The sequence below is a fragment of the Amycolatopsis sp. NBC_00348 genome, from assembly GCF_036114655.1.
Classification (GTDB): Bacteria; Actinomycetota; Actinomycetes; order Mycobacteriales; family Pseudonocardiaceae; genus Amycolatopsis.
This window is the reverse complement of sequence record NZ_CP107994.1, coordinates 7,398,266-7,423,627: the sequence shown is the minus strand read 5'-3', so window position 1 is coordinate 7,423,627 and position 25,362 is coordinate 7,398,266. Positions and strand designations below refer to the sequence as shown.

At 71.3% G+C, this 25,362-nt stretch carries 29 protein-coding genes; 17 read left to right on the top strand and 12 right to left on the bottom strand.

From position 1 onward, the window contains the following. Nucleotides 1–4 precede the first annotated feature (4 nt). From OHS58_RS32555 to OHS58_RS32535, 5 genes are all read left to right on the top strand, one after another. A complete protein-coding gene (locus OHS58_RS32555; RefSeq protein ID WP_247063745.1) occupies nt 5–466 on the top strand; it encodes a roadblock/LC7 domain-containing protein in 462 nt (153 codons plus the stop codon). Nucleotides 467–491: 25 nt separating this feature from the next. Continuing rightward, nucleotides 492–1,289 (top strand): DUF742 domain-containing protein, encoded by a 798-nt coding sequence (locus OHS58_RS32550; RefSeq protein WP_326944717.1) that lies wholly within the window; start codon nt 492–494, stop codon nt 1,287–1,289. Beyond that, complete coding sequence (locus OHS58_RS32545) at nt 1,270–1,878, top strand: GTP-binding protein (RefSeq protein ID WP_247017872.1); 609 nt, start codon at nt 1,270–1,272, stop codon at nt 1,876–1,878. Before OHS58_RS32550 ends, OHS58_RS32545 begins: the two co-directional genes overlap by 20 nt. A 394-nt stretch (nt 1,879–2,272) precedes the next feature. Further along, nucleotides 2,273–2,689 carry a roadblock/LC7 domain-containing protein gene (locus OHS58_RS32540; protein WP_247063729.1) on the top strand — a complete coding sequence of 139 codons (417 nt, stop codon included), beginning with the start codon at nt 2,273–2,275 and terminating at the stop codon, nt 2,687–2,689. Between the two features lie 6 nt (nt 2,690–2,695). Continuing rightward, nucleotides 2,696–3,682: a DUF742 domain-containing protein gene (locus OHS58_RS32535; RefSeq protein WP_328645039.1), complete on the top strand. Its 987-nt coding sequence runs from the start codon at nt 2,696–2,698 to the stop codon at nt 3,680–3,682. 79 nt (nt 3,683–3,761) lie between these two features. Here OHS58_RS32535 and OHS58_RS32530 read toward each other — a convergent pair whose 3' ends face one another. Both OHS58_RS32530 and OHS58_RS32525 read right to left on the bottom strand, forming a co-directional pair. Next, the gene (locus OHS58_RS32530; RefSeq protein ID WP_328645038.1) at nt 3,762–4,331 is read right to left on the bottom strand and encodes a hypothetical protein; all 570 of its coding nucleotides are present in this window, start codon (nt 4,329–4,331) and stop codon (nt 3,762–3,764) included. Between the two features lie 81 nt (nt 4,332–4,412). After that, entirely contained in the window at nt 4,413–6,650 is a 2,238-nt protein-coding gene (locus OHS58_RS32525) for a helicase-associated domain-containing protein (RefSeq protein ID WP_328645037.1), read from the bottom strand. 91 nt (nt 6,651–6,741) lie between these two features. Between OHS58_RS32525 and OHS58_RS32520 the strand changes: the two genes are divergently transcribed. The 4 genes from OHS58_RS32520 to OHS58_RS32505 all read left to right on the top strand — a co-directional run bounded on the left by OHS58_RS32520 (nt 6,742) and on the right by OHS58_RS32505 (nt 9,991). Beyond that, nucleotides 6,742–6,921: a hypothetical protein gene (locus tag OHS58_RS32520; RefSeq protein WP_247058525.1), complete on the top strand. Its 180-nt coding sequence runs from the start codon at nt 6,742–6,744 to the stop codon at nt 6,919–6,921. Between the two features lie 103 nt (nt 6,922–7,024). Then, nucleotides 7,025–8,413 carry an NAD-dependent malic enzyme gene (locus tag OHS58_RS32515; protein ID WP_247058523.1) on the top strand — a complete coding sequence of 463 codons (1,389 nt, stop codon included), beginning with the start codon at nt 7,025–7,027 and terminating at the stop codon, nt 8,411–8,413. Between the two features lie 190 nt (nt 8,414–8,603). Next, nucleotides 8,604–9,074, top strand: a complete 471-nt coding sequence (gene moaC, locus OHS58_RS32510; RefSeq protein WP_247058521.1) for a cyclic pyranopterin monophosphate synthase MoaC — start codon at nt 8,604–8,606, stop codon at nt 9,072–9,074. Then, nucleotides 9,071–9,991 (top strand): molybdenum cofactor biosynthesis protein MoaE, encoded by a 921-nt coding sequence (locus OHS58_RS32505; RefSeq protein WP_326944713.1) that lies wholly within the window; start codon nt 9,071–9,073, stop codon nt 9,989–9,991. Before moaC ends, OHS58_RS32505 begins: the two co-directional genes overlap by 4 nt. Before the next feature lie 6 nt (nt 9,992–9,997). Here the strand turns inward: OHS58_RS32505 and OHS58_RS32500 are convergent, their stop codons facing one another. Further along, on the bottom strand, nt 9,998–10,441 hold the full coding sequence (locus OHS58_RS32500; RefSeq protein ID WP_328645036.1) for a nitroreductase/quinone reductase family protein: 444 nt from the start codon (nt 10,439–10,441) through the stop codon (nt 9,998–10,000). 55 nt (nt 10,442–10,496) lie between these two features. On the opposite strand from OHS58_RS32500, the gene OHS58_RS32495 reads away from it, so the two are divergent. Beyond that, entirely contained in the window at nt 10,497–10,967 is a 471-nt protein-coding gene (locus OHS58_RS32495) for a MarR family winged helix-turn-helix transcriptional regulator (protein WP_328645035.1), read from the top strand. A gap of 88 nt (nt 10,968–11,055) precedes the next feature. Here OHS58_RS32495 and OHS58_RS32490 read toward each other — a convergent pair whose 3' ends face one another. The 3 genes from OHS58_RS32490 to moaA all read right to left on the bottom strand — a co-directional run bounded on the left by OHS58_RS32490 (nt 11,056) and on the right by moaA (nt 13,864). Further along, nucleotides 11,056–11,706: a LysM peptidoglycan-binding domain-containing protein gene (locus OHS58_RS32490; protein WP_305879360.1), complete on the bottom strand. Its 651-nt coding sequence runs from the start codon at nt 11,704–11,706 to the stop codon at nt 11,056–11,058. Between the two features lie 888 nt (nt 11,707–12,594). Then, nucleotides 12,595–12,855: a MoaD/ThiS family protein gene (locus OHS58_RS32485; RefSeq protein WP_328645034.1), complete on the bottom strand. Its 261-nt coding sequence runs from the start codon at nt 12,853–12,855 to the stop codon at nt 12,595–12,597. A 1-nt stretch (nt 12,856) separates the two neighbouring features. Then, nucleotides 12,857–13,864: a GTP 3',8-cyclase MoaA gene (gene moaA / locus OHS58_RS32480; RefSeq protein ID WP_328645033.1), complete on the bottom strand. Its 1,008-nt coding sequence runs from the start codon at nt 13,862–13,864 to the stop codon at nt 12,857–12,859. Nucleotides 13,865–14,036: 172 nt separating this feature from the next. On the opposite strand from moaA, the gene OHS58_RS32475 reads away from it, so the two are divergent. The 5 genes from OHS58_RS32475 to OHS58_RS32455 are packed head-to-tail and all read left to right on the top strand — an operon-like array spanning nt 14,037 to nt 17,656. Next, a complete protein-coding gene (locus OHS58_RS32475) occupies nt 14,037–14,525 on the top strand; it encodes a MarR family winged helix-turn-helix transcriptional regulator (RefSeq protein WP_247058507.1) in 489 nt (162 codons plus the stop codon). A 33-nt stretch (nt 14,526–14,558) separates the two neighbouring features. Next, entirely contained in the window at nt 14,559–14,963 is a 405-nt protein-coding gene (locus tag OHS58_RS32470; protein WP_326957268.1) for a TOBE domain-containing protein, read from the top strand. Continuing rightward, nucleotides 14,960–15,766, top strand: a complete 807-nt coding sequence (modA, locus tag OHS58_RS32465) for a molybdate ABC transporter substrate-binding protein (protein ID WP_328645032.1) — start codon at nt 14,960–14,962, stop codon at nt 15,764–15,766. The genes OHS58_RS32470 and modA overlap by 4 nt, the downstream gene beginning before the upstream one ends. Before the next feature lie 58 nt (nt 15,767–15,824). Next, the gene (locus OHS58_RS32460; RefSeq protein WP_326957272.1) at nt 15,825–16,592 is read left to right on the top strand and encodes an ABC transporter permease; all 768 of its coding nucleotides are present in this window, start codon (nt 15,825–15,827) and stop codon (nt 16,590–16,592) included. Next, on the top strand, nt 16,589–17,656 hold the full coding sequence (locus OHS58_RS32455; protein WP_328645031.1) for a sulfate/molybdate ABC transporter ATP-binding protein: 1,068 nt from the start codon (nt 16,589–16,591) through the stop codon (nt 17,654–17,656). The genes OHS58_RS32460 and OHS58_RS32455 overlap by 4 nt, the downstream gene beginning before the upstream one ends. A 76-nt stretch (nt 17,657–17,732) precedes the next feature. Here the strand turns inward: OHS58_RS32455 and OHS58_RS32450 are convergent, their stop codons facing one another. Then, on the bottom strand, nt 17,733–19,514 hold the full coding sequence (locus OHS58_RS32450) for a multicopper oxidase family protein (protein WP_328645030.1): 1,782 nt from the start codon (nt 19,512–19,514) through the stop codon (nt 17,733–17,735). Nucleotides 19,515–19,707: 193 nt separating this feature from the next. Between OHS58_RS32450 and OHS58_RS32445 the strand changes: the two genes are divergently transcribed. Beyond that, nucleotides 19,708–20,502 carry an HAD-IIA family hydrolase gene (locus OHS58_RS32445; protein WP_247058495.1) on the top strand — a complete coding sequence of 265 codons (795 nt, stop codon included), beginning with the start codon at nt 19,708–19,710 and terminating at the stop codon, nt 20,500–20,502. Between the two features lie 37 nt (nt 20,503–20,539). Further along, nucleotides 20,540–21,340: a metallophosphoesterase gene (locus OHS58_RS32440; protein ID WP_247058493.1), complete on the top strand. Its 801-nt coding sequence runs from the start codon at nt 20,540–20,542 to the stop codon at nt 21,338–21,340. Here OHS58_RS32440 and OHS58_RS32435 read toward each other — a convergent pair whose 3' ends face one another. The 5 genes from OHS58_RS32435 to OHS58_RS32415 all read right to left on the bottom strand — a co-directional run bounded on the left by OHS58_RS32435 (nt 21,341) and on the right by OHS58_RS32415 (nt 25,316). Next, a complete protein-coding gene (locus OHS58_RS32435) occupies nt 21,341–21,715 on the bottom strand; it encodes a YccF domain-containing protein (RefSeq protein WP_247058491.1) in 375 nt (124 codons plus the stop codon). Then, a complete protein-coding gene (locus OHS58_RS32430) occupies nt 21,715–22,479 on the bottom strand; it encodes a PhzF family phenazine biosynthesis protein (protein WP_328645029.1) in 765 nt (254 codons plus the stop codon). The genes OHS58_RS32435 and OHS58_RS32430 overlap by 1 nt, the downstream gene beginning before the upstream one ends. Before the next feature lie 180 nt (nt 22,480–22,659). Next, entirely contained in the window at nt 22,660–24,138 is a 1,479-nt protein-coding gene (locus OHS58_RS32425) for a hypothetical protein (protein WP_328645028.1), read from the bottom strand. Between the two features lie 2 nt (nt 24,139–24,140). Then, nucleotides 24,141–24,623: a hypothetical protein gene (locus OHS58_RS32420; protein WP_328645027.1), complete on the bottom strand. Its 483-nt coding sequence runs from the start codon at nt 24,621–24,623 to the stop codon at nt 24,141–24,143. 126 nt (nt 24,624–24,749) lie between these two features. Further along, nucleotides 24,750–25,316, bottom strand: coding sequence for a DUF3558 family protein (locus OHS58_RS32415; protein ID WP_328645026.1), 567 nt, complete (start codon nt 25,314–25,316; stop codon nt 24,750–24,752). Nucleotides 25,317–25,362 lie beyond the last annotated feature (46 nt).

Below are 25,362 nucleotides of genomic sequence, written 5' to 3'. Positions count from 1 at the left end.
TGCAATGCAGCCGGGTGGCTCCGCGCAGCCGGGTGGCTCCGCGCAGGCCAAGGCGGGTAATACCGGCAGCTTCGCTTGGCTGATCACGGATTTCGTGCACCGGGTGCCCGGCGCGGCCCACGCGGTCGTGGTGTCGGCGGACGGTCTGCTCCTGGCGGCCTCGCGCGGCCTCCCGAAGGACCGGGCAGACCAGCTGGCGGCCGTCGCGTCGGGGCTCACCAGCCTCGCGCGGGGTGCGGCCAAGGTGTTCGAGGGCGGCACGGTCGCACAGACCGTGGTCGAGATGGCCAACGGCTTCCTCTTCCTCATGGCGGTTTCCGACGGTTCCTGTCTCGCGGTGCTCGGGTCACCCGAAAGTGACATCGGCTTGGTCGTCTACGAGATGACCCTGCTGGTGGAGCGGGTCGGCCAGCAGCTGACACCGGAGATGCGGGCGCAACTGCAGGGCGCAGCGGTCCGCCGCTGACGACCGGGGAACCGAGGAGAGAGCCGTGGACGACGGGCGCTTGAGGGGCGATGGCCGGCTCGGTGACGACTTCTCCGGCGGGTGGTCCGAGCAGCCGGGGCCGGACGACGGCCGGGAGGACTGGCAGTCGTTCCGGGAACGCGTCGACCGTGAGTGGCGGCAACGGCGGGTCCAGGGTTCCGACAGCGACCCCGTCCGGGAACCGCCGAACTGGCTGACGGACTCGAACGCGGGGCAGGAGCCGATCCGGCCCATCGAGCCCGGCAGCAACGGGTACCGCGACCGCCTGCTCGGCGGTCCGGGTTCGGAGCTGTTCGGCGGCGCGAGCGGGCCGTTGTACGACGCGGCGGACTTCGCCGCGTACAGCAACGACCGCGAGCGCGACTACACGTCGGGACCGGACTCCGGGGAGCTGGCCGCGGCACTGCCGCGACAGGCCCACCAGGAGTACGTCGACGAGCCACCGCCGCCGACGGAGATGGAGACGTCGGGCCTGGTCCGGCCGTACTTCCGGACCCGCGGGCGGACGAAGGCGACACTCGATCTGGCGATCGAGACGTTGATCTCGACCAGCGAACAGGGCCGGTTGCTCGACCGGGTCCGGGTGCCCGAACACCGGTCGATCTGCGACCTGTGCTTCGACACCCGGTCGGTGGCCGAGGTGGCGGCGCTGCTGCGGCTGCCGCTCGGTGTGGTGCGGGTGTTGATTGGTGACGTGGCGGGGCTCGGGCTGGTGCTGGTGCACTCCAGCAGCCAGACCGTGGGTGACCGGCCGAGTATCGAGTTCATGGAAAGGGTGCTCAGTGGGCTTCGGAGAATTTGACTCCGACGCGAACGCGCCGCAGGTGACGGGTCCGACCTCGTCGGCCAAGATCGTGGTCGCCGGCGGGTTCGGTTCGGGGAAGACAACGATGGTCGGGGCGATCTCGGAGATCGACCCGCTGACCACCGAGGCCATGATGACCGAGGCGAGCGTCGGACACGACGACACCTCGGCGACGCCCAACAAGACCACCACTACCGTGGCGATGGACTTCGGGCGCATCTCGCTGGACTCGGACCTGGTGCTGTACGTGTTCGGTACGCCGGGTCAGCACCGGTTCTGGTTCATGTGGGACGACCTGGCGGTCGGGGCCATCGGCGCGGTCGTGCTCGTGGACACGCGGCGGCTGGCCGACGCGTTCCCGTCGATCGACTTCTTCGAGAACCGGAAGCTGCCCTACGTCGTGGCCATCAACTGCTTCGACCGGTTGCTGCACCACCAGATCGAGGACGTCCGGCACGCGCTGACCATCGCGCCGTCGGTCCCGATCATGGCGTGTGACGCGCGCGAGCGCGACTCCGCCAAGCAGGTGCTGATCTCGGTCGTCCAGCACGCGATCGCGCACGATTCGGCGTTGCGCGCGGGATAGCCCGATGACGCCCCGAACCGGATGCGGCCGTTGGAGTGAACTCCACGTGCTTCACCCACCTCGGGGGAAGCGGCCGCCGTCCGGAGCGGGGCTCGGGGCGGCGCGTTCGGCACCGTCGACGGCCGGGTCGTCCCGCTGGACTGCCCGGACCTCGGCTGACCTGCGCGGACACCGCGTCGCCACGCATCGTCGCCGGCGGCGCGGAGTGTCGCTCGAACGCGTGGACCCGTCCGGGTCAATGCGGTGCGCGAGCATGCGCACACGTAGAGTGCGCGGCGGCCATCCGGTCGCGGACTCGACACCGCCGTCGGTGCGAATACGCTTGAGGGAGGCGCCGTCGACCGGCCACTCCGGTGTGCGGCGCGCGGCGCGGCACGAGCAAGGAGGGGTAGTGGTGACGGCATCCGGCCAGGGCACGTTCGGCTGGCTCATGACGGAGTTCGTGCGCCGGGTACCCGGCGCCGCCCACGCCGTGCTGGTGTCCGCCGACGGTCTGCTGCTGGCGCCGTCGGAGGGACTGCCCCAGGAGCGCGCCGAGCAGCTGTCCGCGGTGGCCTCCGGACTGCTCAGCCTGACGCACGGAGCCGCACGCTGTTTCGAGGCGGGCGGTGTCAACCAGACGGTAGTGGAGATGGAGCGCGGCTACTTGTTCCTGATGTCCGTTTCGGACGGCTCGTCGCTAGCGGTGCTGGCCGCGCCGACGTGTGACATCGGCACGGTCGCGTACGAGATGACCCTGCTCGTCGAGCAGGTCGGCCAGCAGATCACCCCCGAGCTGCGCGCGCAGCTGCAGGGCGGCGTGCGTGGGTAGGACACGATGAGGATTTCGGGATTCGACGATCCGGACTCCACCGGCTGGGACGCACTGCACCGCGGCACCGAGCGCGAGGGTTTCGATTCGCCGAGCAAGTTCGACATGTCGACGTTGTCGACGATCATGCCGCGCCGGAAGCGGCAGACGCCGCCGCCTCCGCAGCCGCGGCCGGACCCGCAGGGCTACACCGACGAGGACACCCGCGAATGGGGCCCCTCGGCGGTCGCGACCCCCGACGACGGCTACGAAGACGACGATTACCAAGACGACGGTTACGACACCGGCTACCACTCCGGTTACGACGACGGCGGGCACGCCGCCGGCCGGCCGGAATGGCGTGACGAGCCGCGCTATGAGCCGGAGCCGCCGCCGGTGGAGACCTGGACGCCGCCGCGTGGCGCGGGCCGCGCTCCGGCCCCGCGTCCGCCCGCACCCCGGCCGCCGGCCCCGCGGCCACCCGCGTCCCGGCCCCGGGCCCAGGCGCCCGCGCCGTCGTGGGCCCCGCCGGTCGACCCGCGCGCCGGCTGGACGCCGCCGCCGGACCCGGAGACCCGCTGGATCCCGCAGCCGCCCGAGCCCTACGGCTACGACGAACCGGCCCCCTGGAACGAGCCCGCCGCACGCGTGGCGAGCCCGGTCCCGGTGGCTTCGGCCGGCTCGCGGGTGCGCCCGTACACCCGCACCGGTGGCCGCACCCGGTCCGACCACAACCTGGCGCTCGAGGCCCTGGTCTCGACGTCCGACGACGGCCGCCGCTACCGCGGTGTCCGGTCGGTCGAGCACCGCCGGATCTGCGACCTGTGCCTCGACACGCGGTCGATCGCGGAGATCGCCGCGCACCTGCGGCTGCCGCTGGGCGTGGTGAAGGTGCTGGTCGGGGACATGGCCGACATCGGGCTGGTGCTGGTCCACCACACCGAGCTGATCCTGGGCGACCGCTCGTCCCGCGACTTCATGGAACGCGTCCTGGCGGGCCTGCGGGCCCTGTAACCCGGCCTGCGCCACACCCGTCGTGAGTGGTTAGGGCGGTTAGAACCGCCCTGACCACTCACGACAAGCTGCGGCAGGCTCAGGGCGTGAGGGTCAGGGCCAGTGTGTTGCCGGGCCCCGGGACCGCCGCGTTGACCGGGGCCGTCCCCGGACCGCAGTTCGCGAAGGTGCCGATCGTGTAGGTCGACTTCAGGTGCCCGCCGGTCGAGAGCGTGAAGTCGGCCGACGTGATCTCCGTCGTCACCGGCTGGGCGGTGCCGCACGCGGGGCCGACGTCGTACGGGGCGCCGCCGACCGTGACGTCCGAGACGCGCACGGGCCAGGTCGCGGTGCCCGTGAACCCGCCGAACGAAGAGCCCTCGATCCGGGCCGGGCCGAGCGTCACCGTGGCGCTGACCGCGCCGCTCGTGACCCGCGCCGGCGGCAGCGTGAACGTCCCGTAGTAGGTGTACGGGCCGATGTCGGTGTACATCTCGACCGTCCCCGGCCCGAGCTTGACGTTCGCGTCCGGCTTCGCGACGTGCGTGGTGCCCACGACCGCGTACTTCGTGTAGACCGGCGGTCCGACGGCGCTCGCCGGCCCGGCGAACCCCAGCCCGCTCACCACCACCGCCGCGGCCACCGCGGTCACGCGTGTTCCTCGCTTCATGGTCCCTCCCCTGACTTCCGAAGGACCCAGGCTTACCACGTCGGCGCGCAGTCCGGTGCCGATTCACCGGATCGCGGGTGATCAGTCCTCGACCAGCGCCGCCGAGGTGATGCGGTGCAGGGAGTAGCGCTCGTTGTTGTCGCCTTCGAGGATCCCGCCGCCGACGCGGATCGGGCGGACGACGCGCTGGCTGGCGGTGCCGCGCGAGTCGACGAAGCCGATCCAGACCTCACGGCGTTCGAGCGTGGCCCGGGACAGCAGCTCCAGCGTCGCCGACGTGTCCGCGCCGCCACCGCCCGGCGCCTTGACCGTCGAACCCCGGCGCCGCGCCGAGGCCGCGTCGCCCGCGCGCAGGTTGGAGACGATCCGCTCCGCCTGGTCCTCGGTCAGCACCGCCTGCTCGCCCGGGTTGCGCCGGGGCGCGCGGGCCTTCGCCGGCAGCCGCCTGCCGCCGGGGCGGATGTCGACGACCCGGCCGTCCGGGCCCTCCGCGGCCGGGGCGAACCCGGCGCCGCGCAGGCCGGTCAGGACCTCGTGCAGGGGATCCGGGCTGATCACGACGGTCGGCGCGATCAGCCGCAGGTCGTGCTCCGCGGCGATCGGGTGGGCGAGCACCTCGGCCAGCAGCGCCTCGTCGTCGCACCGCAGGAACGACGCCGCGACCCCGCCGCGCAGCCGCCCGTGCCGCCGCGCGACGTCGTCGACCAGGTAGCTCAGGCCCTGCGGCACCGGCGTCGCGGACTTCGCCTTGAACAGCGCGTGCAGCTCGTCGGCCGTCCGGCCGGTGTCGAGCGCGCGCCGGACCGAGCCCTCGGTGATCCGGTAGACCGTCGCGTGGCCGGCCGACTCGATGTCGGCGACCGCGTCCATCTCGGTGGCCAGCTCCGGCTCCAGCGGCCCCGGCGCGACCACCGTCAGGTCGGCCTGGAGCAGCACGTGGTTCACCGGCGCGGGCAGCGCGTCCAGGATCGCCTCGACGGCGGCCGGGCGGTCGTCGGCCAGCAGCGCCCGCGTCGCCGTCGTGACGCCGCCGAGCCCGATCAGGCCGAGCGCGCTCGCCTCGGCCATGGTCCAGCGCACCGTCTCGTCACGCAGCCGCCCGCCACGGCGGGGGGCCCGCCAGGCGAGCACCGCGACCAGCTCGTCGACGCTCTTCACCCCGGCGCCCTCGGGCAGACCGGCCAGCGTGGCCAGCACGCGGCGGCGCGCGACCGGCGCCAGCGGCCGCCGGAGCTCTTCGGACAGCGGCGCGACCGGCTTGTCCTTGGCGTCGCGGCCGCCGGCGAGCCCGGGCAGCCGCGGCAGCTCGAGCCACGCCTGCGCGAGCGTCATCCAGCGCTGCGCGGTCGGTGACGCGAGCCAGGAGTCGGTCAGCGTCGTCGGCACCCATTCGGGCACGCTCGCCTCGCTGTCCGCCACGAGCCCGGCCCCGACGGCCAGCTCGGCCAGCAGCGTCGCCTGCGTCTCGTCGATCTCGAGGTCCTTGGCCAGCTTCTTCAGCTCGCGCACGCCGAGGCCGCCCGACTTGAGCACCGGGGGCGGCGCCGCCGACCACCCGCGCAGCAGGGATTCGGTGTGGCGCAGGAACTCCATCGCCTCACCGGCCGCGGCTTCGTCCAGAGTGGACGCCCGGTGCGGGTGCACCGGCAGCTCGGGCTCGGTGAGCGTGCCCGGTCCGAACACCCCGCCGCGCACCGCGACCCCGAGCTCCATCGGCAGCTCGACGGTCTGGTCGTCGCGCCGCAGGAGCAGCCCGCGGGCGAGCAGCTTCTGCACCGGCGTTTCGGCCTTCTTCAGCGTGAGGTCGATCCCCGCGTCGCGGGTGCGGCCGATCGGCGGGCCCGCGGCCAGCGCGTTCAGCACGCCGCGTTCATCGTCGGACAGCTCGGCCAGCCGCGCCTCGAGGTCTTCGCCGGCCAGTGCCGGCGACGGCGTGCCCAGCCCGGCCGGGAACGGCCCGAGCGCCTCCCGGACCGCGGGCGGCACGCGCAGCGCGTCGTCCGAGCCCCAGACCAGCGCCCGCGCGCGGAGCCGGGTCAACGGCGCCGCGATGTCGGCGCCGACCAGCTTCGCGACGTCTTCGACCGGCACGGGGTCGCGGTCCGCGCCGGTCAGCAGGCACGCTTCGAGCACGGCCAGTGTGACGGTGTCGAGGTCTTCGCAGGCACGCGCGACCGAGCCCGGGGTGCCGGCGCGGGTGGCCAGCACCGTGCTGTCGGAGGGCGGCGGCGTCGACAAGTCGCGACGCGTGCGGAGCAGCTCTGCGAGTGCGGCGTCGGGCTCCGCACGCAGCCAGTCCGCCAAGGAGGTCGCGGGCATAGAAGGACCAGGGTACCGGGCGGTTGGCCGAGCTCGCCTCGTCTCGGGCAGACTGTCCCCGAGAACAAGGACGGCTGTGTGGGAGGACGTTGTGGCCAAGGGCGAGAAGAAGCACAAGGGTGTCGACCCGACCTGGCCGGGCGAGGCCGGTGAGCACCCCGTGACCGAACTGGCGTCGGACCGCCAGGGCGCGCTGTCGCCGTTCGGGGACCTCACGTTCCCGCTCGACACGGTGCCCTACGTGCACCCCGAGACCGAGATCAACCGCTGATCGCATAGTTACTGGTCAGTACCGGTATCGGGGCCTCGTGAGGGCGGTCACGGGAGTAGGTTCGCTCCCGTCCCAAGCCCTCTTTCCCACGTGGGAGTAAGCCATGCCGGTTCCCGGTCCCGGATATTCGATCACCGTCCGGGTCGAGGCCCCGGCCTCGTCCAGCGCGGCCGGTGACCTCACCACCGCCGTCGGGCGCGTCGGTGGCGTGCTGACCGCGTTCGACGTCGTGGAGTCCCACTCCGACTCGATCGTGGTCGACATCAGCGCCAACGCGCTGTCGGAGAACCACGCGAACGACATCACCCAGACGCTCGACTCGCTGCCCGGCGTCAAGGTCCGCAAGGTCTCCGACCGGACGTTCCTGATCCACCTCGGCGGCAAGATCGAGGTCACCCCCAAGGTCGCGCTCCGCAACCGTGACGACCTCTCCCGCGCCTACACCCCGGGCGTCGCGCGCGTCTGCCAGGCGATCGCGGCGAACCCCGAGGACGCGCGGCGGCTGACCATCAAGCGCAACACCGTCGCGGTGGTCACCGACGGTTCCGCCGTGCTCGGCCTGGGCAACATCGGCCCCGCCGCGGCGCTGCCGGTGATGGAGGGCAAGGCGGCGCTGTTCAAGAAGTTCGCCGACGTCGACGCCTGGCCGGTCTGCCTGGACACCCAGGACACCGAAGAGATCATCATGATCGTCAAGGCGCTCGCGCCGGTCTACGCGGGCATCAACCTCGAGGACATCGCCGCGCCGCGCTGCTTCGAGATCGAGAAGCGGCTGCGCGAGCAGCTCGACATCCCGGTGTTCCACGACGACCAGCACGGCACCGCGATCGTGGTCGTCGCCGCGCTGCGCAACGCCCTGCGCGTGGTCAAGAAGAACATCGAGGACTGCAAGATCGTGGTCAGCGGCGTCGGCGCGGCCGGCTCGGCGATCATCCGGCTGCTGCTGCGCAAGAACCCGGGCGACATCGTCGCCGCGGACATCGACGGCATCGTCCACTCCGCGCGCGGCAACCTCGACGACAACCTGACCTGGATCGCGTCGCACACCAACGCCGAGCAGGTCAGCGGCACCCTGCACGAGGCCCTGGTCGGCGCGGACGTCTTCATCGGCGTCTCGGCGCCCAACCTGTTCGGCGCCGAGCAGGTCGCGACCATGAAGGACGACGCGGTCGTCTTCGCGCTGGCCAACCCGGACCCGGAGATCGACCCGCTCGAGGCGCAGCAGCACGCCGCCGTCGTCGCGACCGGCCGCAGCGACTTCCCGAACCAGATCAACAACGTGCTGGCCTTCCCGGGCGTCTTCCGCGGCCTGCTCGACGCGCACGCCAACAACATCGACGACGACATGCTGCTGGCCGCGTCCGACGCGATCGCCGACGTCGTCGACAACGGCAAGCTCAACGCGTCGTTCATCGTGCCGAGCGTGTTCGACAGCGCGGTGGCGCCCGCGGTCGCCGAGGCGGTGCGCAAGGCCGTCCGCGCCGAGCGCTGAGTCACCATTTCGGCTGATCTTCGAATCCGTCCCCGGACGGACGACGGCGGTGTTCCGCGCGCCTTAGGCTCTTGGCCGGCCCAAGAGACCAACCGGCGAGCACCGGCGCCCGGGACCCCCAGCTCGCGGCGCCGGTGCGAAACCGGTCACCTGCTCTTCGCCGGGCACCGGCGGAAAGTAGCCTCGGCTGGTGAGTGAACTCAGCCACGTCGACGAGACCGGCGCCGCCCGGATGGTCGACGTCTCCGGCAAGACCGCTTCCGCGCGCACCGCGCTCGCGGCCGGCACCGTGCGGACCACCGCCGAGGTGCTCCGGCTGCTCGCCACCGACGGCCTCCCGAAGGGTGACGCCCTGGCCACCGCGCGGATCGCCGGGATCATGGGCGCCAAGCGGGTGCCCGAGCTGATCCCGCTGTGCCACCAGATCGCGTTGTCCGGGGTCAAGGTCGAGTTCGAGCTGGGCGAGGCCGAGGTCCGGATCCGCGCGACCGCCAAGACCACCGACGTCACCGGCGTCGAGATGGAGGCGCTGACCGCGGTGGCCGTGGCCGGGCTGACCGTGCACGACATGATCAAGGCCGTCGATCCGGCGGCGACGCTGGACGAGGTCCGCCTGCTCCGCAAGGACGGCGGCAAGACCGGGACCTGGGAGCGGCCGTGAAGCGCACTGCGCGGGTGATCGTGGCGTCCAACCGCGCCGCGAAGGGGATCTACGAGGACAAGACCGGCCCGGTGATCGCCGCCTGGCTGGCCGATCGCGGGTACGACGTCCCGGCGCCGGTCGTGGTCGAGGACGGCGACCCGGTCGGGGTGGCGCTGCGGGCCGCGCTGGCCGACGGCGTGGCCGTCGTGCTCACCACCGGCGGCACCGGGATCTCCCCGACCGATCGCACCCCGGACGTCACGAAGGCGGTCCTGGACCACGAGCTGCCGGGCGTCGCGGACGCGATCCGCGCGGCGGGCCTGCCCAAGGTGCCCTCAGCGGTCCTCTCACGCGGTGTGGCCGGGGTTGCGGGGAGGACCCTCGTCGTGAACCTCCCGGGCTCCAGCGGCGGCGTCAAGGACGGTTTGGGTGTCCTCGACGGCATCCTGGACCACGCCGTCGACCAGCTGGCCGGCGGCGACCACCCGCGCGCGGTCCCCACGGGCCCGGCGGTCCGCGTCGCGCGGGCGCTGGTGGCCTCGGAGCCGCTCTCGGTCGAGGAGCACGCCCGCCTGGTCGAGGACGACGCCGCGGGCGCGGTGGTGACGTTCGCCGGCGTGGTCCGCGACCACGACGGCGGCAAGGGCGTGCGCGACCTGACCTACGAGGGTCACCCGAGCGCGAGCCAGGTCATCGCGGACGTCGTGGCCGACCTGTCGGCCCGCTGGACCGGCGTCCGGGCGGTCGCGGTCAGCCACCGCATCGGCGCGCTGACGATCGGCGACGTCGCGCTGGCGATCGCGGTGGCGGCCGAGCACCGCGGCCAGGCGTTCACGGCGTGCGCGGAGCTGGTGGACGAGGTCAAGGCCCGGCTCCCGGTCTGGAAGCACCAGCACTTCACCGACGGCACGGACGAGTGGGTCAACTCGCCCTGACGTGGGTCAGCCCGCCACGGGAGCGATCCGGAAGACCGCGACCCGGTCGGCCGCCGCGGCGAACTCGTCCGGGTCCGCCTTCGTGACGATGCCCAGCTTGACGAACATCGGCACCCCGTGCGGGACCTCGCGCGGGAAAGCGCGCACGACCTCGCGGCGCAGGCCGGGGTCGGTGACCTCGGTGAGCGTCACCGGCTGCCGGCGGCGGCCGCGCGCGAGCTCACCGCGGCCCGCGGCGCGGACGTTGCGCGCCCAGTCGGACTCCGGCAGGCCGGCGATGACGTAGCGGTGGCCGCCGACGGTGAGCGGGGAGACCGGCGTGGCCCGCGGCGCACCCGAGCGGCGGCCCGGGACCGTCAGGACGTGGATGGTGCCGAGGGGCAGCCCGGCCCGCGTCAGCAGGCGGATGAGCCGGTTGGCGGGCCGCAGCCAGCCGGGGAGGGTCGTCACGAGAGCAAACCTTTCGACGATCGAAGGAGTTCTCCGTCAAGGTAGACTCTTTCGAGTGTCGAAACAACTGCCGTCCCGGGCCGAGCTGATCGCCGAGGCCACCCACGCCGCGGCCGACTTCGGCGCGGCCGACGACCTGGTCGACGAGGCCGCGGCGGCGGCGTTCGGCGTCAACCGGACGGATCTGCGGATCATCGGCCTGGTCATGACGGCGGGCACGCTGACGGCCGGCGGGCTGGCCACGGCGGCCGGCCTGAGCCCGGCCGCGACGACGACGGCGATCCAGCGGCTGATCCACGCCGGGCACCTGACGCGAAAAACCGACGCCGAAGATCGGCGCCGGGCGGTGGTGGAGCTGACTCCGCACGCGGTGGACCTGCTGGAGGAGGTCTACGCACCGGTCGAACGGGCCGGGCGTGAGCTGCTCGAGCGGTACTCCGCGGAAGAACTGGTGTTCATCATCGACCTGCTGCGCCGCGGCGAGCGGCTGCAGCTCGCGCAAGCGCGCCGGGTCCGAGGCGAATGACAAGAACCCTCCACCGCCCGGGGGATTGGCGGTGGAGGGTTCCCGATGTCACGGCTCGAGGCCGGACCTGCGCATCACTGCGCGATCGTCACTTGGTGGCGATCTTCTGCCCGACGAGGATCATGTCCGCGTTCGGGATGTACTTCGCGTTCAGGTCCTGCAGCTTCTGGTAGCCGCCGGTGACGCTGAACTGCTTGGCGATCTTGGACAGCGTGTCGCCCGCCACGACGGTGTAGTCACCGGCCGGGTTCGAGCTGCTCACGCCGGTCGCCGACGGGGCTGCGGCCTGCTTGGGGGCCGCGGCCTGCTTCGGGGCCACCGGGGTGCTCTTCTTGGGAGTCACCTTCTTGGGCGTGGTGGTCTTCGCGGTCCGCGGGGCCGTCGACGAACCGCCGCCGCCCTTCTTGCCGCAGACCGGCCAGGCGCCGATGCCCTGGCCCTGTAGAACGCGCTCGGCCACGGCGATCTGCTGGTCACGCGACGCGCCCTGGGCGCTGCCGGTGCCGCCGTAGGCCTTCCAGGTGCTCTGCGTGAACTGCAGGCCGCCGTAGTAGCCGTTGCCGGTGTTGATGCTCCAGTTGCCGCCGCTCTCACACTGCGCGATCGCGTCCCAGTTCGTCGCCGACGCGGGGGTCGCGGCGATCGCGAGGGGGGCGCCGACCGCGATGCCCGCGATGGCGACGCGAGCGACGGTGCGGGTGGCAGCGGACATCTTGCGGTGCTTGCCTCGGTAAGACATCTGAATGCTTCTCAGGCTTCCCTGCGCCTACGAGACTTGTGCTGAGGGTCAGGATCGGGGTCCTGGCGCCGGCCCTCTCAGGCCGGCAGACGGCTCCGACGCACGACGCGTCGTCCTCGTCCCCTCGTCCCTGTCCGGAAATGCTTTCGCTCGGGGTATGGGTCCGGGGATCCGTCGGACAGGGCTAGGCGCTACGGATTCCCGGTGTTGCGTGACTGGTCGGGGCCAGCCGATTAGCGACGGTACGTAACGATGACCGTGATCGGAAATTATTCGGGGCGTGACCTACGTCACAGTAACGGCACGCAACCCCCGTCGATGTGCGTGTCTACGCAGGTCAGCGGGCCGTTATCTGTCCGTTTCCTTGCCGAGACAAAGCACGGATCGTGAGGCTTGCATCACGTGTTTTGCGCAGTGAATGGCCCTTTCGGGCCGCCCGGTTCACGAATGGGGGGCGCATCTTATGGAGTCCCCCGGTGGTTCGCCAGACTTGACAGTGGCCTCTGGTGCCCCATGAGTAACTCCGGCCCCACCTGTTCGAGGGGTTTGCGAGCACGGTCGGAGGCGTCCGTCCGGGCGGCGGGTGCCGGCGGGGGCGACGGACCGTGTCCGACCAGGCGAGACGGGTCACCGGACGGAGTGGGATCGACCGCGGATTCAGCGTCCCGCGAACGCCCGGCCGCGGTGGGGTGCCACGCCGGGGCGCCGGACCCGCGTCGGCGAGCGGTCGGCTGCCGTACCCGAGCGGTCGGCGGTTATCGGGGGAGGGGAAGTGGCCCGCCCGGCCGGGCGGTTCGCGTACGCGGAGGGCCGGCGCACCTATCTATAGGAGCGACGCGGGATCAGCGGGGCAGCACGCGGGACGGCGCCCTCATGTAGAGGAGAAGGTCAGCCGCCGGCGAAGGGCGGGAGGACGTCCAGCTCGGCGCCGTCCTTGAGGCGGCGGGTGAGGTCGCGGACCGCGATGCCGTCGAGCAGGTAGCTGACGGCCTCCAGGACCCGCGGCAGCCGCTCCGGGTGGAGGCGGCGCAGCTCGGCCACGGCGTCGGCGACCGAAGCGGTCGAAGGCAGCTGCACCTTCTCCTCTTCTTCACCGGCCGCGGCGCGCGCCGCGGCGAAGTACCGGACCACGATGGTCAGGGTCGTCATCTCAGCCGCCGATCGCGCTCATCGGCCGGATCGGCTGTGCGAACCCGGCGTCGTTGATCTCGTGCCCCGCGAGCTTCCCCCACATTGTCGCCCGCCAGGCGTCCGCCACTTCTTCGTCGCGCACACCCGCGCGCACGAGGGCGCGCAGGTCGGTCTCGTCGTTGCTGAACAGGCAGGAGCGCACCGCGCCGTCCGCGGTCAGCCGGGTCCGCTCGCAGGCGGCGCAGAACGGCCGGGTCACCGACGCGATCACGCCGACGTCGCCCGGGCCGCCGTCGACCAGCCAGCGTTCGGCCGGCGCCCCGCCGCGGGACACCGGGAACGGGCTCAGCGAGAACTCCGTGCCCAGCATCCCGAGGATCTCCGACGCGGTGATCATTTCGCCGCGGTTCCAGCCGTGCTGGGCGTCCAGCGGCATCTGCTCGATGAACCGCAGGTGGTAGCCCTCGGCGAGGCAGAACTTCAGCAGCGCCACGGCTTCGGTGTCGTTGACGCCCCGCATCAGCACGGCGTTGACCTTGACCGGTGTCATCCCGGCGTCACGCGCGGCGGCCATGCCGGCCAGCACGTGCGAGAGCCGGTCGCGCCGGGTGATCGCGAGGAAGGTCGCGGGGTCGACGGTGTCGAGCGAGACGTTGATCCGGGCCAGCCCGGCGGCCGCGAGGTCCTTCGCGCGCTTGGCCAGGCCGATCCCGTTGGTGGTCATGGACAGCCGGGGCCGCGGCTCGAGCGCCGTGATCCGCGCGACGAGGTCCTCGAGGCCCGGCCGCAGCAGCGGTTCACCGCCGGTGAGCCGGATGTCGGTGACGCCCAGCATCTCGACGGCGATCCGCATCAGCCGGACCAGCTCGTCGTCGGTCAGAACTTCCTCGCCCGGCATCCAGTCGAGGCCCTCGGCGGGCATGCAGTAGGTGCAGCGCAGATTGCACCGATCCGTCAGGGAAACCCGCAGATCGGTGGCCACCCGGCCGAAGGTGTCGATGAGTCGTGGGTTCTCGGGTCGGGGCACACGAGACGAACCTCGTGTACCGGGGACGCGAGGAAACCCGAGATCCACTGCCGTCATTACGCACAGCCTAACTCTGGAACGCGCGAAGCGAGGTGATCGCTAGGATACTTTGCGGAGTGAGTGGTTCAGCGGCCGAACTACCCCGGTCGGCACGCCGGGAGAAGGACTCGTGATGTCGAGCACGACGGAAAAGCCGTACCCGGTGCCCGAAGCGGAACTCTTCCGCTTCGCGGAATTGGGTCGCGAAAGCAGCACGCTGACCGTACTCCGGCACGCCAGGATCGCCGAGCGGATGGGCCTGTCCGGTACCGACCACAAGACGTTCGACCTGGTCGGACAGGCGGCCGGGCCGCTCACCGCGGGCCGGATCGCCGAGCTCACCGGGCTGTCGACCGGCGCGGTCACGGGCGTCATCGACCGGCTGGAGAAGGTCGGGCTGGTCCGCCGCGTCCGCGACCCGGAGGACCGGCGCAAGGTCCTCGTCGAGGTCGTGCCCGGGGCCGCCGAGCGCTACGCGCCGCTCTTCCAGTCAGCCTTCGACGGGCTTCGCGAGAGCCTCGCGCAGTTCTCACCGGCCGAACGAAAAGTCATCGAGCGTTATCAGAATGTCATGCTGGAACAGCTGCGCGCCGAGATCATGCACAATTCGCGCCCCGCGTAGCTTTTCCTCAACTGCGGCGATAATGTCTGCGCTATGCCGCAATTTCGGTTGTCCGAGGCCGCGCGCCTGCTCGGGGTCAGTGACGACACGGTCCGCCGCTGGGTGCGCGCGGGCCAGCTGACCGCCACCGACGACGCCGCCGGCCGCAAGGTCGTGGACGGTGCCCAGCTGGCCGGGTTCGCCCGTGCCCAGGCGAGTGGCCCCGACGACCCGTCTTCGGTCGGCCGCTCCGCCCGCAACAAGTTCGTCGGGCTGGTCACCGAGGTCGTCGCCGACAAGGTGATGGCCCAGGTGGAACTGCAGTGCGGGGCACACCGTGTGGTGTCCCTGATGAGTACGGAAGCCGTACGCGAGCTGGGCCTGCGCCCGGGGGTGCTCGCGGTCGCGGTGGTCAAGGCGACCACTGTCGTGGTGGAGACACCGGAAGGAAGTCGATGAAGAAGCTTGCTCTCGCCGTTGCGGCCGTCGCTCTGTTCGCGGGCGCGTGCAGCAGCTCGGACGAGCCCAGCACGCAGCCCGGCGGATCGTCGGCCAGCGCGCCGGCGCCCAAGGGCGCCGGCGAGGCCGGCGGCACGCTGACCGTGTTCGCCGCCGCGTCCCTCACCGAGTCGTTCACCGCGCTCGGCAAGGAGTTCGAAGCCGCGCACTCCGGCGTCACCGTGAAGTTCAGCTTCGCCGGTTCGTCCGGTCTGGTCCAGCAGCTGACCAACGGCGCGAAGGCCGACGTCTTCGCCTCCGCCGACCAGGCCAACATGGACAAGGCCGTGCAGGGCGGGGTGATCGACGGCCAGCCGACCGTGTTCGCCACGAACAAGCTCGCCATCGCCGTCGCCCCGGGCAACCCCAAGGGCATCAAGACGTTCGCCGACCTGAACAAGGCCGGGCTGACCGTGGTGACCTGCGCCGCGCAGGTGCCGTGCGGCTCGGCGACGAAGAAGGTCGAGACGAGCACCGGCGTCACGCTCAAGCCGAAGAGCGAGGAGCAGGACGTCAAGCAGGTGCTCGCCAAGGTCCAGTCCGGGGACGCCGACGCGGGCCTGGTCTACGTGACCGACGCCACGTCCGCCGCGGGCAAGGTCGACAAGGTCGACTTCCCCGAGGCGAGCGGCGCGATCAACAACTACCCGATCGCCGTGGTCAAGGGCGGTCAGAGCGCACTGGCCAAGGAGTTCGACGAGTTCGTGCTCGGCGCGGAGGGCAAGGCGGAGCTGACGAAGGTCGGGTTCGGCCCTGCGGCGTAAGCACCTCGTGAACGGCCGGCCGGGGAAGTCCCCGGCCGGCCGTTCGCGGGTTCCGTGGGTGCTCGCCGTGCCCGCCACGCTCGCGCTGGCGCTGGTCGTGCTCCCCGTCGTCGGGCTGCTGGTGCGCTCCGACCTCACGCGGTTCCCCGCGCTGATCGTCACGCCGTCGTCGCTGCACGCGCTGCGGCTGTCGCTGATCACGGCCACGTTGTCCACTGTGGCCTGCGTGCTGCTCGGCGTGCCGCTGGCCGTCGTGCTCGCCCGCGCCCGGTTCGCCGGCGTCCGCCTGCTGCGCTCGATCGTGCTGCTGCCGCTGGTGCTGCCCCCGGTCGTCGGCGGGCTCGCGCTGCTCTACCTGCTCGGCCGCAAGGGCTTCCTCGGCATGCTGATCACCACGCTGACCGGGGAGTCGGTGCCGTTCACCACGACCGCGGTGGTCATCGCGCAGACGTTCGTCGCGATGCCGTTCCTCGTGGTCAGCCTCGAAGGGGCGCTGCGCGGCTCCGGCGACCGCTACGAGCAGGTCGCCGCGACGCTCGGCGCGCGGCCCTGGACCGTTTTCCGCCGGGTCACCCTGCCGCTGCTGCTGCCCTCGCTCGGCTCCGGCGTCGTCCTCAGCTTCGCCCGCGCGCTCGGCGAGTTCGGCGCGACGATCACCTTCGCCGGCAGCCTCGAAGACGTCACCCGCACGCTGCCGCTGGAGGTCTACCAGCAGGCCGAAGTGGACGTCGACAGCGCGGTGGCGCTCGCGCTGCTGCTGATCGTCGTGGCGGTCGTCGTGATCGCCGTCGCGCGCCCGCGCTCGTGGGAAGGCGGGCTGCGATGAGCCTGACCGCCCGGATCGAGGTCGTCCGCGGTTCGTTCGAGCTCGACGTGGACATCGACGTGCCCACCGGGACGGTGCTGGCGCTGCTGGGCCCGAACGGCTCCGGCAAGTCGACGGTGCTCGGCTGCCTCGCCGGGCTGGTCGCGCCGCGGTCCGCGGAGATCACCGTGGCCGGGCGGTCGCTGGCCGACTTGGCGCCGCACCGGCGTGGCATCGGGCTGCTCTCGCAGGACGCGCTGCTCTTCCCGCACCTGTCCGCCGTGGACAACGTCGCGTTCTCGCCGCGCTCGACCGGCACCGGCCGCCGCGCCGCCCGCGACCTCGCCCACCACTGGCTGGCCGAAGTGGACGCCGTCGAGCTCGCCGGCCGGCGTCCCGGCCAGCTGTCCGGCGGGCAGGCCCAGCGCGTCGCGATCGCCAGGGCGCTCGCCGCCAAGCCGGACCTGCTGCTGCTCGACGAGCCGTTCGCCGCCCTCGACGTCGACGCCGCGCCCGCGATCCGCGGCCTGCTGCGGCGGGTGCTGAAGACCGGGCCGACGACCGTCCTGGTCACGCACGACCCGCTCGACGCGCTCGCGCTCGCCGACCACGTCGCGGTGATGAACGACGGCCGCGTCGTCGAACGCGGCCCGACCCGTGACGTGCTGTCCGCCCCGCGAACGGCGTTCACCGCGCGGATCGCCGGCCTCAACCTGATCGCCGGCACGGCGGTCGAAGACGGCCTGCGGACGGCGTCGGGTGCCGTCGTCTCCGGCATCCCGGCAGCCGATGTGGTCCGGGGCGAGCCGGCGGTCGCGGTGTTCCCGCCGAACGCCGTCGCCGTCTACTCCCGCGACGGCGCGCACCGGGGGAGCCCGCGCAACACCGCCGGCGCCGTCGTCGCCGCGCTGGAGCCGCACGGGCCGGTGATCCGCGTCCGGGCCGAGGGCGACGGCTGGGTGCACGGCCTCACCGCCGACCTCACCCCGGCCGCGGTGGCCGAGCTGGCCCTCGAACCCGGCACAGCGGTGACGCTGTCGGTCAAGGCCGCCACGGTCAGCGTGCACCCGGCCGCCACTTCCTGACTCTGCCGCGGCTTGTCGTGAGTGTTTAGGGCGGTTAGAACCGCCCTAAACACTCACGAGAGCCGCGGCAGACCGCTCAGCCGTCGTGGTGGTGGCCGCCGCCCGGGTGGACGTGGAACTTCGCCACCTCCGGCGGGTGCACGACGAACGGCCGCATCATGCCTTCGTCCTCGTGGTCGAGGATGTGGCAGTGGTACATGAACTCGCCGGTGCCACCGCCGAACCGCCCGGCCACGCTCACCCACTGGCCGGGGTTCACGATGATCGTGTCCTTCCAGCCCTCTTCGTACTTCTCCAGCGGGACGTCGGTGAACCCGGCGAGCGGCGCGGTCGTCCGGGCCGCCGCCTGGTCGAACGTCGTGGTGAAGGCCCGCCGGAAGAGCGCCTGGAACTCCGTCAGGTGGATGTGGATCGGGTGCGCGGGCCCGCCGTTCGCGACGTGCAGGATGTTCCACACCGCCCACCGGTCGTGGTCGATGAAGATGCCGGTGGTGTCGTCGAAGATCTTCCCGATCATCCGGAACGTCCGCAGCGGGCCGGCCGGGTCGGCGAGCTGGATGATCCCCTCGCCGCCGGGATCCGGCGTGTCCAGCTCCTCGAGGTCCCACATCTCGGGGTGGCCCTCGGCGTTGAGCAGCAGCGCGACCCAGACGTGGTCGTGGTCTTCCGGCAGCGTCGAGCCGTGCACCAGCCGCGTGTAGGACGTCGAGATCGTCGCCGGCAGCCGGAACGGGTCGTGCTTCGCGCGGCCGTCGACCCGGAACTCCATCAGGTCCGGCTCGACCGTGCCGAGGCGCGGGTCGGCGTTGCGCAGCTTGAGCTTGCGGCCCTTGAAGCGGCTGAAGTCGATCAGCACGTCGAAGCGCTCGGCCGGGGCGACGGTCAGGCCGGCCGCGGGCAGTTCCGCGGGCACCGGCAGCAGGCCGCCGTCGGTGCCGATCAGGCGGACGGCGTCGTTCACCGGCCGGTTGTCCTCGTCGACCAGGTTCAGCGTGTAGAACCGCGAGTTGGCCGCGTTGAGCAGCCGGAAGCGGTACCACCGCGCGTTGACGTCCAAGTGCGGCCAGATGACGCCGTTGACCAGGGTGAACGGGCCGGTGAACGGGATCATCGGGCCGTTCGGGACGACCGGGACCTTGAACAGCAGCTGCCCGGTGAGCGCGCCGGTCGCCGGGTCGGTGTCGAGGTTGCGGTCGGTGATGACCAGCGGGATCTCGTGGTCGCCGTGCGGCAGGTCGAGCGCGTCCTCCTCGTCGTCGCGGATGAGGTACATCCCGGCGAGGCCGGTGTGCACGTTGAAGCGCGTGATCGCCATCGCGTGGTCGTGGTACCAGAGCGGCATCGCGGGCTGGGCGTTCTGGTACTCCGTCAGCTGCGAAGTGCCCTTCAGGCCGGCGTTGTGCGCCCAGCCGTCGTTGCCCGCGTTGGTCCGGGCGCCGTGCAGGTGCACCACGGTCCACGCCGGCAGGTCGGCGACGCCGTCGATGACGGAGTAGCCGGGCCGGTCCAGCTCGCGGCCGGGCCGGCTCGCCGGCGCGTCCGCCACCGGGCCCTGAACGGCGACGAGCGGAAACTCACCGTCGATTTCGTTCGACCACGAAATCCGCAGTTGTTCGCCGGTGCGCACGTCGATAGTCGGACCCGGGAAATGTCCCGCGTACGTCCACAATGTACTCGGCGGCAATTGTGAGTGGAGCCGCTGGTGCTTCGTCACCATCGGAATGGTGATCGCGTCGTGGCGCCAGGAATGCGGCCGGAGCGCCGGTGGAACGCGCAGTGGGTCGAGGAACTTGGTGAGTCCCCAGTTCGGCGCGGTGATCGGCCCGGTCGTCGCCGGGCGCTCGATGATTCCGGTCATGCGTTTCTCCCCCTCGCGGTGCGGGGGCAGGACGAATTGCGCCACGACGTTTCCGTCGACGACGTGTGCGATGAATTCCCCCGAACCCCCTCGGTGGCCGGGTACGCGACTCCCCTCGCGATACCGGCAATTCCCACTGTAACCCTTTTCGTCGGCGAACGCAGGTGTCTCGCGCGCGTGATAGGTTTCGCCCATGGATGAGCGCCGGTGGACGTATCTCTCCGACATGGACGGCGTCCTGGTGAAGGAGGAGCACCTCGTTCCCGGGGCCGACGAGTTCCTCGCCGAGCTGAAGGCGAACGGCATCGGCTTCCTGGTGTTGACGAACAACTCGATCTACACCCCGCGTGACCTGCGGGCGCGCCTGGAGCGCACCGGGCTCGACATCCCCGAGGAAGCGATCTGGACGTCGGCGCTGGCGACGGCGAAGTTCCTCTCGTCGCAGCGGCCCAACGGCACGGCGTACGTCATCGGCGAAGCGGGCCTGACGACGGCGCTGCACGAGGTCGGCTACGTCCTGACCGAGCGCGACCCCGACTACGTCGTGCTGGGCGAGACCCGCACGTACAGCTTCAGCGCCATCACGCGGGCGATCCGGCTGATCGAGGGCGGCGCGAAGTTCATCGCGACCAACCCGGACGCGACCGGCCCGAGCGTCGAGGGCTCGATGCCCGCCACCGGTTCCGTCGCGGCGCTGATCGAGAAGGCCACCGGGCGTTCGCCGTACTACGTCGGCAAGCCGAACCCGTTGATGATGCGCTCGGCGTTGCGCCGATTGGGTGCCCATTCGGAGTCGACGCTGATGATCGGCGACCGGATGGACACGGACGTGCACTCGGGCATCGAAGCCGGGCTGCAGACGATTCTGGTGCTCACTGGCATCTCCACCAGGGAGTCGGCCGAACGCTATCCGTATCGGCCCACTCTGGTGCTCGACTCCATCGCCGACCTGATCGGGAAGACGACCGACCCATTCGGGGAAGGCTGATCGAGACCCCGTCGCGAGCAGGGCTTATCGTCACCGGATGAGCAACTCCACATTTGTGGTGGGCGACGTGCATGGCCACCGGGACGAACTGGCCGAAGCACTGCGCGCCGAGGGGTTGGTGGACGACGAAGACAACTGGTCAGGGGGCGAGGACCAGCTGTGGTTCCTCGGTGACTTCGTCGACCGCGGGCCGGACGGCGTGGGCGCCATCGACCTGGTCATCCAGCTCGAAGCGCAGGCGGCGGAAGCCGGCGGCCAGGTCCAGACGCTGCTGGGCAACCACGAGATCCTCGCGCTGGGCATGTACCACTTCGGCGACCAGCCGGTGCCGTCCGACTTCGGGCCGCGCAGCTTCGCCCGCAGCTGGGAGATCAACGGCGGCCTGCTGTCGGACCAGGACCGGCTGACCCCGGAGCACATCGAGTGGCTGACCGCCCGGCCCCTGGCCGCGCTCGCCGCCGACCACCTGCTCCTGCACTCGGACACCCTGGAGTACCTCGACTGGGGCGATTCGGTCGAGGCGATCAACGCCTCCGCCCGCGAGATCCTGCTCGGCTCGGACATCGAGTCGTGGTGGGACGTCTGGCGCCGGATGACGACGCGCTACGCGTTCCGCGGCCCGGAGGGCGAGGACAACGCCCAGAAGCTGATGGACGCACTGGGCGGCTCGCGCATCATCCACGGGCACAGCGTCATCGCGGACCAGCTGGGCATCCACCCCACGCAGATCGAGGGCCCGTTCCTCTACGCGGGCGGCAAGGCCCTCGGCGTCGACGGCGGGCTGTTCGTCGGCGGGCCGTGCCTGGTGGTGAAGCTGCCGTACGAGCCGGAGTCGTGATCAGGGGAGCTCGACGATCTCCTTGCCGAGCGGCATCAGGGACACCGGGATCATCTTGAAGTTCGCCACGCCCAGCGGGATGCCGATGATCGTGACGCACAGCGCGATGCCCGTGAACACGTGCCCGATCGCCAGCCACAGCCCGGCGAAGAGGAACCAGATCACGTTGCCGACGAAGGACGGCGAGCCCGCGTCGCGGCGGTCGACGACCGTACGGCCGAACGGCCAGAGCGCGTAGCGGGCGATCCGGAACGACGCGAGCCCGAACGGGATCGTGACGATCAGGATGCAGCAGACCACGCCCGCGGCCAGGTAGCCCAGCGCCATCCAGAAGCCGCACAGCACGAGCCAGATGATGTTCAGCAGCGTGCGCATCAGACGTGCAGCTCCCCGCTCACGACGGTCACGGCCTGGCCGGACAGGTAGACCCGGTCGCCGTCCTGGCGGGTCCGGACGATGCCGCCGCGCGCCGACACCTGCGCGCCGGTGAGGTCGGTCTTGTTCAGCCGCCCGGACCAGTACGGCGACAGGACGCAGTGCGCCGAGCCGGTGACGGGATCTTCGTCGACGCCGACGCCGGGCCCGAAGAACCGGCTGACGTAGTCGATGCCGTCGACGTCACCCGCGGCCGTGACGAGCAGCCGGCCCTTCCAGGTGGCCTTCAGCGCTTTCAGATCGGGCTCGAGGGTGCGGACGGCCTCGGCGTCCGGGAGGACGGCGAAGAGGTTCTCGACGCCGCGTCCGGAGTGCTCGATCTCGACGCCGGGCAGGATCGCGCTGAGGTCGTCGTCGGACGGCGCGGGCGGGTCGGAGGGGAAGTCCAGCTCGACCCAGCCGTCGGCGGCCTTCGCGCGCAGCTCGCCGCTGAGGGTGGCGTAGACCTGCTCGCCGCCGAGCACGTGCGTCGTGGCGACGGTGGCGTGCCCGCACAGGGCGACTTCGGCCGCCGGCGTGAACCACCGCAACGACTTCGGCCCCTCGTCTCCGCCGACGACGACGAAGGCGGTCTCGGAGTGCCGCATCTCCGCGGCGACGGCCTGCATCCAGGCGGGCTCGGCGGGCGCGTCGAGGAGCACGACCCCGGCGGAGTTCCCGGCGAAGGCCTTGCCGGTGAAGGCGTCGACGATGAAGAAGCGCATGCTTCCACTGTATCCAGGGCATTTGGGCCCGTGTGGTGACGCTTTTCTCGCGTTACCAGGGCAACCCCTTAGGGGTCCTGGGGTCAGGCCGCGCAGATGGGCGATCTTCTCGCGGCTCGGTTTGAGCTAGGGCCGTCTCTGCTGGTCGGCCGCGCGATCGTCTCGCGGCCCGGCCTGGGGTCAGGCTTCGCCGATGGTCGGCCGGACGATCTTCTCGCCGTCCGGTCCGCGTTCCGGCTTGAGGTCGAAGATGTCTTCCTCGAGCTGGATCTTGTTCTTGTGTTCCTTGTCGTCTTCCTTCTTCTTGCCAGCGCCGGCCCCGGCCGCACCGGCGCCCCCGGCCTTCCCCTTGGCCGCGGCGGCCGCGGTCGCGCCGCGCTCGAGCCGTTCACCGGTGCCCTTGGCGCCCGTCTTGCCGCCTTCGCCCGCGGTTTCCTTCGGCCCGCCGGTGGCGCCGCCGCCGGACACCCGCGACCCGGCGAACCCGCTCCCGGCGCGTCCGGCCCCGGACTTGCCCCGCGTGATGTCCCCACCGGCCCCGCCTGTCCCGGTCGTCCCGCCGGGCATCGCGAGCCCGTCGGGCCCCATCCGCGGGAACGCACTCGCGGCGGGCGCGCCGCGGAAGCCGGAGTTGCCGCCGCCGAAGCCACCGGCGTTCCCGGTGCCGCTGGTGGCCCCGGGCGGAACGAAGGTGCTGGGCGGCGTCGCCCCGGGAGGCGTGGGGCCGCCGGGGGGCGCGAAGCTGCCGCTGGTCCCGCCGGTGCCCCCGGCTCCGCCGCCGACTCCGCTGAAGCCGCCTGTCCCACCGGTTCCGCCTGAGCCGCCGATGGTCGGGGTGCCGCTGAAGCTGGTGCTGCTGGTCCCGTGGAACCCGCTGGCGGTGGTGCTGTCACTCGACCCCAGCTGCGGCGGCGGCGAGTAGGTCGGCTGGGTGCTGGCGGTCTCGTGGTAGGTGCCGTCGAGTCCCTGGAGAACCTGCACAGCCTGCTGGTGCGCGGCGTCGGCCTGCTGCTGCTTCGCGGCGACGCCGTTCATCGTGTTGGCCCCGCCGATCAGATCGCCGGCCTGGTACTGCTTGGTCGCTTTGTCGACCTCGGCCTGCTGGTTGAAGCCGGTGGGCTCAGGCATGTTCTTCTGCGCATAATCAGCGGCGGCCGCCTGCTGCGAGTAGCGGTTGGAGCTGAGCTGAGCGGCGTTGGCCGTATCGGCGGTGTAGGTGGCGGTGTTCTGGAAGAACCCATGAGCCTGCGCGGCCCCCGAGCCCTGCCACTGCACCTCACTGGAGTTGACGGCGTCGTTCGCGGCGTTGGAGACGTCGGCCAGCCAGTTACCGAGCTTGTTGGCCACCCGGCCGCGGTCGTCCAGATCCCCGGGATTCATGTTCTCGTGGACCATGTTGTAGAGGTCTTCATGACTGCTGGCGGGGTAGTTCTGCCCCGGCGCGGGCGCATCCCCACGGGTGGCCCGATCGTGCAGCAGCTGCTTGCCCTGCTCGACGGAGTACTGCGCGGCCTGGTTCTGCGTCTGCGGCGTGACACCGTCGCGGGCGTCACCCTGGTCTTCGGCGCCGAAGTGGTGCACGTTCTGCTGCAGCTTCTGCTGCGTCTGGGCGTAGAAGTCGCTTTCGTACTGCCGATGCCCGGCGTGCTCCTGAGCCATGGTCACTCGCCCCCACGAAGCTTGGCGAAGGTCTGACTGTGGGTGTCCTCGGTCTCGCTGTAGTTCTTTCGCGCGATGGTGAGGGCCTCTTTGACCTGCTTGAAGCCATCGATGAGCAGCTCGAGGTTGGGCACGAGCGACTCAGGATCGCTCACGGCCACCTTGACGTTGAAGGTCGCGACTTCCTTGGCGTAGGCGCTGTTGCCCATCTTCGCCGCTTGGCCGAGCGCGAGCAGGTCGGCTTTGATGTCGCTGTAGCCGTCGATGAAGGTGTCGCACACTGTCCGGTAGCGCTGCAAGCCTTCTTCGTTGATGGCGAACCCGCCGTTCTGGGCGAGTGCCTTGAACTGCTGCGCGCCGTCGTTGACCCGCTTCGCGCCCTCCGCGTCCACCGGGACGTCGAGGAGGCCGGACAGGAAGTTGTTGCCGGCATCGCCGGCCGGAGGCGTGGGAGGTGGCCCTCCGAACTGGGCTCCCGTGGCCATCGGTCCCTCCCTAAGACGCGGCTGCGCAAGATTACCCTCTGTGTCGCACCGCTACTGTAGTAGTGACCGGGCCGCGTGTCACTGGCTGCTGTGCCGCTGTGACGAGATCTGCAGCTCTGAGCAGGGCTACTTCGGCAGCATAGGCTCGAATTTGGTGGCGAAGTCGTTCACGTCGGTGCAGGCCTGGTCCGTTGTGCCGACCCCGAGCGTCACCGCGACGATGGCGCGAGACTTCGGCTTGACCTCCATCTTGACGTCGCACTGGCCCTTCGCGCCGATGGGCTCGCGTTCCTGGACGGCAGCGCGGTCGTTGACTGTGCCGCTCGAAGCCTTGCTCGGATCGGCGATGTTCTCGTTGATCGTCTGACCGGCGTGGAGGGACAGGCTGACCCTGATCGAATCGTCGCCGACCTTCTTGACGGTCGTGCAGGTGCGCGCCGAGTCGGCCGCGGTCGGAATGGCCGCCGGATAACCCTGGCCGCGGAGCAGCTCGTCGAGCGTGGCGCACGGCTTCATGTCCCCGAACGGGTTGTCAGCGGTCGTGCCGCTGGGGCCGGTCGTGGGTGCGTTGCTCGTCGGCGTGTCCGCGGCTTGAGGGGTGCCCCCCACCTTGCTGTCGCAGGCGCTCACCACGAGGGTGAGCAGGACCAGGCTGGTGAGGGCGGCTCGACGTCCGAAGCTCGATCGGGTCACGACCTGAACACTACGGGTAGGCCGCTCGGCCGCGCGAGGACGCGGG